The organism is Aeromicrobium sp. (assembly GCF_036675695.1).
Classification (GTDB): Bacteria; Actinomycetota; Actinomycetes; order Propionibacteriales; family Nocardioidaceae; genus Aeromicrobium.
The window spans coordinates 1-7,127 of record NZ_JAKFEL010000178.1 but is presented as its reverse complement, the minus strand read 5'-3'; the positions used below and the strand labels follow the sequence as shown (position 1 = coordinate 7,127).

Annotated in this window: 8 protein-coding genes; 3 read left to right on the top strand and 5 right to left on the bottom strand. The window is 65.6% G+C overall.

Annotated features, from left to right (window positions below; translation table 11 throughout):
* A partial coding sequence (locus V6M39_RS11900; RefSeq protein ID WP_332644035.1) for a YceD family protein occupies positions 1-405 on the bottom strand: 405 nt, incomplete at its 3' end.
* 141 nt (positions 406-546) lie between these two features.
* Between V6M39_RS11900 and dinB the strand changes: the two genes are divergently transcribed.
* Together dinB and V6M39_RS11890 are read left to right on the top strand one after the other, a co-directional pair.
* Entirely contained in the window at positions 547-1,746 is a 1,200-nt protein-coding gene (gene dinB / locus V6M39_RS11895; protein WP_332644034.1) for a DNA polymerase IV, read from the top strand.
* A 48-nt stretch (positions 1,747-1,794) separates the two neighbouring features.
* Positions 1,795-2,145: a hypothetical protein gene (locus tag V6M39_RS11890; protein WP_332644033.1), complete on the top strand. Its 351-nt coding sequence runs from the start codon at positions 1,795-1,797 to the stop codon at positions 2,143-2,145.
* On the opposite strand, the gene coaD is transcribed toward V6M39_RS11890, so the two are convergent.
* From coaD to V6M39_RS11870, 4 genes are read right to left on the bottom strand one after another with little or no spacing between them, the layout of a single operon-like run.
* Positions 2,142-2,615: a pantetheine-phosphate adenylyltransferase gene (gene coaD / locus V6M39_RS11885; protein ID WP_332644032.1), complete on the bottom strand. Its 474-nt coding sequence runs from the start codon at positions 2,613-2,615 to the stop codon at positions 2,142-2,144. The genes V6M39_RS11890 and coaD overlap by 4 nt on opposite strands.
* 1 nt (position 2,616) lies before the next feature.
* The gene (gene rsmD / locus V6M39_RS11880) at positions 2,617-3,162 is read right to left on the bottom strand and encodes a 16S rRNA (guanine(966)-N(2))-methyltransferase RsmD (RefSeq protein ID WP_332644031.1); all 546 of its coding nucleotides are present in this window, start codon (positions 3,160-3,162) and stop codon (positions 2,617-2,619) included.
* Positions 3,159-5,297 (bottom strand): ATP-dependent DNA helicase RecG, encoded by a 2,139-nt coding sequence (recG, locus tag V6M39_RS11875; RefSeq protein ID WP_332644030.1) that lies wholly within the window; start codon positions 5,295-5,297, stop codon positions 3,159-3,161. The genes rsmD and recG overlap by 4 nt, the downstream gene beginning before the upstream one ends.
* Entirely contained in the window at positions 5,297-6,883 is a 1,587-nt protein-coding gene (locus V6M39_RS11870) for a DAK2 domain-containing protein (protein ID WP_332644029.1), read from the bottom strand. Before V6M39_RS11870 ends, recG begins: the two co-directional genes overlap by 1 nt.
* A gap of 154 nt (positions 6,884-7,037) precedes the next feature.
* On the opposite strand from V6M39_RS11870, the gene rpmB reads away from it, so the two are divergent.
* Positions 7,038-7,127, top strand: a 90-nt coding sequence (gene rpmB, locus V6M39_RS11865) for a 50S ribosomal protein L28 (RefSeq protein ID WP_332644036.1), incomplete at its 3' end; no start/stop codon positions are given.

The following is a 7,127-nucleotide window of genomic DNA, read 5'->3' as shown; positions in this document are numbered from 1 at the left end:
TGCAAGCACCACCGCGTCCCGCAGTGCGGTTTCGAGGTCGAGTAGCTCGTCCTCGAGGATGAAGCTGTCTTCAGATTTCTGATCTTCGGGTGCATCGTCGTAGAGGTAAAGCTCCTGGAAACCAACGGCAATGTTGTTGTCGATCTCTTCCAGGCACCGTACGCACTCACCTGTTGCTCGCCCCGAAGCGGACCCTGTTGCCAGGATGCCTTCCATGATGGCTTCGAGCCGAAGCTCGATCTCCACCGCAGAACCCTCGGGCACGCCGTAGACGTCGTAACCCAAATCTGCCGGTGCTTCTATCGTGACGGTGAATGTACGTTCGGCGCCCGGTTTGCGACCCATCTCATGGGTATCGAAAACCAGTGGTCCCGACAGCACGTTTGACCATCCATCCAGATGCACGACAAATCTTCGACCCGCAAGCAGGCCGAAGAGAATCGTAACCCGCGGAGCCACACGGAGGCCAATCGCCCTTCGGTCGCTTCGCTCCCTCCCGCGGCTCCGCCGCTAGGGACCGTCTGACGCGGGTGACACGATGCTGCCATGGGTGCGAGCACGTTGACCGAGGGCACGGTGCTGCACGCTGACCTCGACGCGTTCTTCGCCTCGGTCGAACAGCGTGATGACCCCTCATTGCGTGGCCGCCCGGTGATCGTCGGCGGTGGTGTCGTGATGGCCGCCTCGTACGAAGCCAAGCGCGCCGGCGTGCGTACGGCGATGGGTGGGCGCCAGGCGTTGCGCATCTGTCCCGACGCGATCGTCGTGCCACCTCGTATGCACGCCTACACGCAGGCCAGCCGCGACGTGTTCGACGTCTTCCACGACACGACGCCGATGGTCGAGGGGCTGTCGATCGACGAGGCGTTCCTGGAGGTCGGCGGTTTGCGCAAGATCCGCGGCCTCCCCTCCTCGATTGCCGCGCAGCTGCGGATCGACGTGATGGATCGCGTGGGATTGCCGATCTCGGTCGGAGTGGCGCGTACGAAGTACCTCGCCAAGGTCGCCAGTGCTGTTTCCAAGCCAGAGGGTCTACTGGTCGTGCCGATCGAGAGAGAGCTGCAGTTCCTGCATGCGCTGCCCGTGGAGCGGTTGTGGGGCGTCGGCAAGGTCACCTCGGGCAAGCTGAGGGCCGCGCGCATCAACACGGTCGGCGATGTCGCTGCGATGTACGAGCGTGAGCTCGTCCAGCTGCTCGGTCCGGGCAGCGGCCACCACCTGCATGCCTTGGCGCACAACCGCGACCCTCGTCCTGTGGTCGTCGGCAAACGCCGTGGCTCGATGGGAGCCCAGCACGCGATCGGCCGAGGCCACCACACCGCCGAGGAGCTCGATCTGACGCTCCTGGGTCTGGTCGACCGCGTCGCGGGCCGTATGCGCTCAGCCGGTCGTACGGGAAGCACGGTCACCATCCGACTGCGGTTCGGTGACTTCACCCGCTCGACGAGCTCCCATACGTTGCCGCGTCCCACCGCTCATACGCTGACGATCCTTGATGTCGCCCGCCAGCTGCTCGCGTCGCGGGCGGCGGCAATTGCCGAGAAGGGCATCACCCTGATCGGCGTCTCGGTTGGATCGCTCGATGACAACCCGATGCAGCTTGCCCTGCCGATCGACGTGGTCGGCGGAGCCACGATCGATGACGCAGTTGACGCGATACGCGACAAGTTCGGCGACAAGTCGCTCCGCCGAGCCGTGCAGGTCGGGCGTCCCGACCGAGATGCCATGCCGATCCTCCCCGACTGATCCGCGCGTTTCGCCACGGCGAACCGGCCGCCCTCGTAGCATTTTTCGATGGACGAGGGAGTCGACCGCCACGGCGTACTGCTGGAGTTGCGCCGCGTCGTCTACCGCTGCGAGATCCTCCAGAAGTCAGAGCTCTCAGACGGCGATCGTCAGGCGCTCTGGGAGTCCGTCGTTGTTGCGCTGGCAGACATCAAGGAGCTCAACGGCTGCGATCGGGCACAGCACGAGCTGTTCGAGCTCGAGCGCAGTCGCCACATTGCGCAGGCCGATGCTCCGACCGTCGTGCCGGACGGCGTCTCGATCGAGGACCTTGAGAGTGGCTGCTTGGCTCCGCCGTGTGTCGACCCGGACGCCGCAAGAGCACTGGCCGAAGCCCTGATCGCTGAACTCAGCGACTAGGCGAATTTGGCCTTCAGCTTGTCCAGGACGAAGTCGGGGACAAGACCGGACACATCTCCGCCGTGCTTGGCAACTTCCTTGACCAGGCTCGATGCGAGGAACGAGTACTCGGGAGTCGTGGGGATGAACACCGTGTCGACCTCGGTGAGGCTGCCGTTCATCTGCGCCATCTGGAGCTCGTAGTCGAAGTCAGTGACAGCACGCAGACCCTTGACGATCGCGCTGATGCCGTTGGCGGTGCAGAAGTCGACCAGCAGGCCCTTGAACGACGCGACCGAGACATTGGGCAGATGCGACGTGGCCTGGGTCAGCAGCTCCTGGCGCTCCTCGATCGAGAAGAGTCCCTGCTTTGCCTCGTTGACCAGCACCGCGACGACTACCTCGTCGAACAGGCGCGCTGCGCGTTCGATGATGTCGAGGTGACCATTGGTCACGGGGTCAAACGAGCCGGGGCACACGACCTTCGTCATGTCAGCGACCGTACCAAAGCGTCGTCTCGCCGTACTTCTTGTCCCTGAGACCGCAGGTACCCTCTGGCCACACGAATGGATCCCGCGTGGCCCGCTCGACGACGAAGAGCGCGTCAGGTGCAGTCCAGACGTCGGTGAGCGACGATACGAACCCCGAGACGGCATCTGTCGTCACCGCGTACGGCGGGTCGAGGAAGACCAGGTCGAAGGGCTCGCCGGGAAGGCTGGTCAGAAAGCGCTCGACCGTTGTGCGCATGACGACGCCTGGCGCACCCAACGACTCGACGTTCTGCTTCACGACTGCGGCTGCGCGAGCGTCCGACTCGATGAAGGTCGCATGAATGGCGCCGCGCGAGAGCGACTCAAGACCGAGTGCGCCGGAGCCGGCAAAGAGGTCGAGGACGCGAAGACCCTCGAACCCACCCAGCTCAGACTCGAGCGACGAGAACATCGCTTCGCGGACGCGATCGCTGGTCGGTCGGGTGCCGTCACCCTTGGGGGTCTTGATCTGCCGGCCGCCGTACGCGCCGGCGATGATCCTCGTCATGTGCGCTCCAGGTAGTCGGCCTGCTCAGATCGCTCGAGATCCGCAACGGCGTCAGCCAACGCCTGGTGATTGGCGAGCGACGGGTCTTCGGCCACAAGAGCATCAGCAGCTGCTCGGGCATCGTCGATGACGTCACCATCGCGTACGACCGAGAGCAGGCGCAGACTTGACCGCAGCCCCGATTGGCGGGCGCCGAGGACGTCACCCTCACGACGCAGCTCGACATCGAGGCGCGAGAGTTCGAACCCGTCATTCGTCCCTGCGACGGCGTCGAGTCGCTCACGAGCCGGCGAGCCCTCCTCGGCTGACGTCACCAGCAGACAGAGGCCCTTCTCGCTGCCTCGACCGACGCGACCTCGCAGCTGATGCAGCTGCGACATACCGAACCGGTCGGCGTCCATGATCACCATGACGGTCGCATTGGGTACGTCGACGCCGACTTCGACGACCGTCGTCGCGACGAGCACGTCGAGCGATCCCCCGGCGAACGCATTCATCGCCGCGTCCTTGTCCTCGGAGCTCATGCGACCGTGCAGGCTGCCGACTCGCAGGCCGTGGAGCGGGCCGGCTGTCAGCTCGTCGGCCAGCTCGACCAGCGAACGAGTGTCCTTGTCGTCGACCTCGCCGCCCTCACCGATGCGTGAGACCACGACATACGCCTGCCGACCGTTGCCAACTTCCTCACGGACTCGTTCCCAAGCACGGTCGAGCCAGGAGCGGCGATCAGCGGGTACGACAGTGGTCTGGATCGGCTGGCGCCCGGCCGGCAGCTCCCGAAGCGTCGACACCTCGAGATCACCGAAGACACTCATCGCGATGGTTCGCGGGATCGGGGTTGCCGTCATGACGAGTACGTGAGGCGTCACCTCGGCTCGGTCGACCAGCGCCGATCGTTGCTCGACGCCGAAACGATGCTGCTCGTCGACGACAAGAAGTCCCAGCTCGGCGAACTGCACGTGCTCCTGGATCAGTGCGTGCGTACCGACGACGATCCCGGCCTCGCCGGACGCGGCGTCAAGGAGCGACTCATTGCGAGCCTTGGCGCCCATCGAGCCAGTCAGCAGCCGTACGCGGGTGGCCCCATCGGCTCCCCCGAGCATGCCGCCCTTGGCGAGGTCTCCGAGGAAACCCGTGATGGCCCGATAGTGCTGCGCTGCCAGCACTTCTGTCGGCGCCAGCAGCGCCGCCTGCCCGCCTGAGTCGATGACCTGCAGCATCGCCAGGAGTGCGACTATCGTCTTGCCCGAACCGACCTCACCCTGGAGCAGTCGGTGCATCGGGTGGGGCTTCTCGATGTCTGCGGCAATCTCGTTCAGCACGTCACGTTGCCCAGCAGTCAGCGTGAACGGGAGCTGCTGCTCGAACCGCTCGCGCAGTCCCCCAGGCGAAACCGGGCGGGCCTTGGCACGTTCGTTTTCAACCGTGAGACGTCGCTGCGCAAACACGGTCTGTACGACGAACGCCTCCTCGAACCGGAAGCGATCGCGCGCTCGCTGCCAGTCCTTCGCATTGCGGGGACGGTGGATCGCCTCGAACGAGCCCATCAGGTCAAAGAACCCACGAGGGTCTCGAACATCGGAGGGCAACGGGTCGGCGACCGGGTCGATCGCGTCTAGGCACATACCAACACAGCGTTCGATCTTCCAGGTCGCCATCTTCGCGGTGGCCCTGTAGATCGGGATGATGCCCCGGCTCAGCCGGCTCGACTCGGTCGGGTCGTCGGACGCCTCGATCGACTCCCAGTCTGGATGCGTGAGCTGGAGCTTGCGGTTGAACTCGGTCACCTCGCCTGCAGCGAGCCCCAGCGTTCCGGGGACCATCGACTTGAGGCGCCACGCCTGCTGGAAGAACGTCAGGGTGAGGTGTCCTGTGCCGTCGGTGACGACAACTTCCGTACGAGTGCGCCGGCCGCCCGCACCGAACGAGTGGTTCTTGACCGAGTCGATGCGCGCCATGATCGTCACGTGCTGGCCGACCACCAGCTCCGAGAGATCGGTGAGCTTGCCGAGCTCGGCGTACCGGCGCGGGTAGTGCCGCAGCAGGTCGCCAACAGTCTTCATCTCGAACGCCGTGGCCAACGGCTTGGCCGTCTTGTCGCCGAGGATGTTGGCGAGCTTGGTGTCGAGGCCGACCATCACTCGACCGCGATGAAGAGCGGGTAGTTCTCCTGGCCCCCGTCATAGACCACGAGGTCGACGTCCGGGCGGGCCTGACGTAGGTGCTCGGTCAGGTGGGCCCCGACGCCGTCAGCGCCACCCTCGCCAAGGACGACCGTCACCATCTCGCCGCCGGGCGACAGGATGCGGTCGAGCACTTCGACAGTCACGTCGAACACGTCGTTGCCGACCACGGCGAAGTCGCCGGCGATCACGCCGAGGACGTCACCGGGCTTGCACGGCCCAACCATCGTCATGCCGGGCTCGGTCGCGATCGTGACGGCTCCGTGCTGCGTATGCGCGGCGGCGCTCGACATCGCGACCACGACCTCGTCGTAGCCGAGACCTGGATCGTGCACGGCGAGAGCGGCAAGGCCCTGGACCTGCGCCGTTGTCGGGATGACCGCCACCCGTATGCCGTCCTGCCGTGCAGCCTGCGCTGCGGCTTCGAACTGGCCGATGTAGCGGTAGTTGTTGGGCAGCACGATGATCTCGTCTGCACCGGAGTTCTTGAGTGATGCGCTCATCGCGGCGACCGTCAGCGGGGCCTCGCGAGTGAACTCGAGAGGTAGCGCGCCAGCTTCTTCACACAGCGCCGTGAGGCCTGCACCAGTAGTCGCAGCAATGACGACGCGACCGCCCTTGGGGCGCTGAGCGATCTGATCGGCGAAGTGGGTGACGGTGATCCGGTACGGACGACCTGCCGCAATGCCCGCCTCGACCGCAGCACCCACATCGTCGACGTGCACGTGGATGTTCCAGAGCCGGTCACCTCCGACCACGACCAGCGAGTCGCCTAGCGGCAACAGCTTCGCCCGCAGCTCGGGGATCGCATCATCGTCGGCGTCGAGGAGGTACATCACCTCGTACGACGGTCCGTCGGCGCTGAGGTCATCGCCGGGCACGAGAACTGGCACCGGTACGGGTGCGCTGACCTTCTCTGGCACGCGTCCCGTGAGGGCCTGCTCCGTGGCGTCGAGCACCACGACCAGCGCTCGGCCTCCTGCGTCGACAACGCCGGCGCGGGCGAGAAGTTCCATCTGCTCCGGTGTGCGCGCGAGGGCAACGCGGGCGGAGTTGGCCGCCTTGCCAAAGACCGTACGACCATCAATGCCGGCCTCGGCAGCCTCCGTGGCTCCCACGGCGGCTGCGCGGGCCACCGTGAGGATCGTGCCCTCGACCGGTACGCCCACCGCGGCATATGCGGCGTCGGCCGCGGCGACGAACGAGGCGGCAATATCGGAAGCGGTGACAGTGCTCGCGAGGTCGAGATCGGAGAAGCAGGCGCGTACGAGCTGCGACAGGATCACGCCGGTGTTGCCCTTGGCGCCCGTGAGCAGACCGTCGACGTACGCCTTGACCAGGTCGGGCAGCTCTGTGCCCCGAGGCAGGGCGTTGACAGCGTCTGCGCCTGAGACGAATGTCAGGTAGGCGTTGGTGCCAGTGTCACCGTCCGGCACCGGGAACACGTTCAGGGCATCGATCTCGGCCCGAGCGACGGAAAGGGCTTCAGCGCACAGCTGAGTCCACGCCCGAAATGCCGTGGAGTTGAGGGTGAGGCCCATGGGGCGAGGCTATCGGTCAGCACCGCGCACCCAGCGGACCCACGCGATTCGCGTCAGCGTCAGGTCATCGGCTATTCTTGAGCGGTTGTCTGCTGACGCATGCGTCGGCGGCACCCACATTCGTCCAAGCAATCTGATTCAACAGGAGTTCGCCGTGGCTGCGGTCTGTGATGTGTGCGGCAAGGGACCTGGCTTCGGCCACAACGTCTCCCACTCGCACCGACGCACGAAGCGTCGTTTCGAT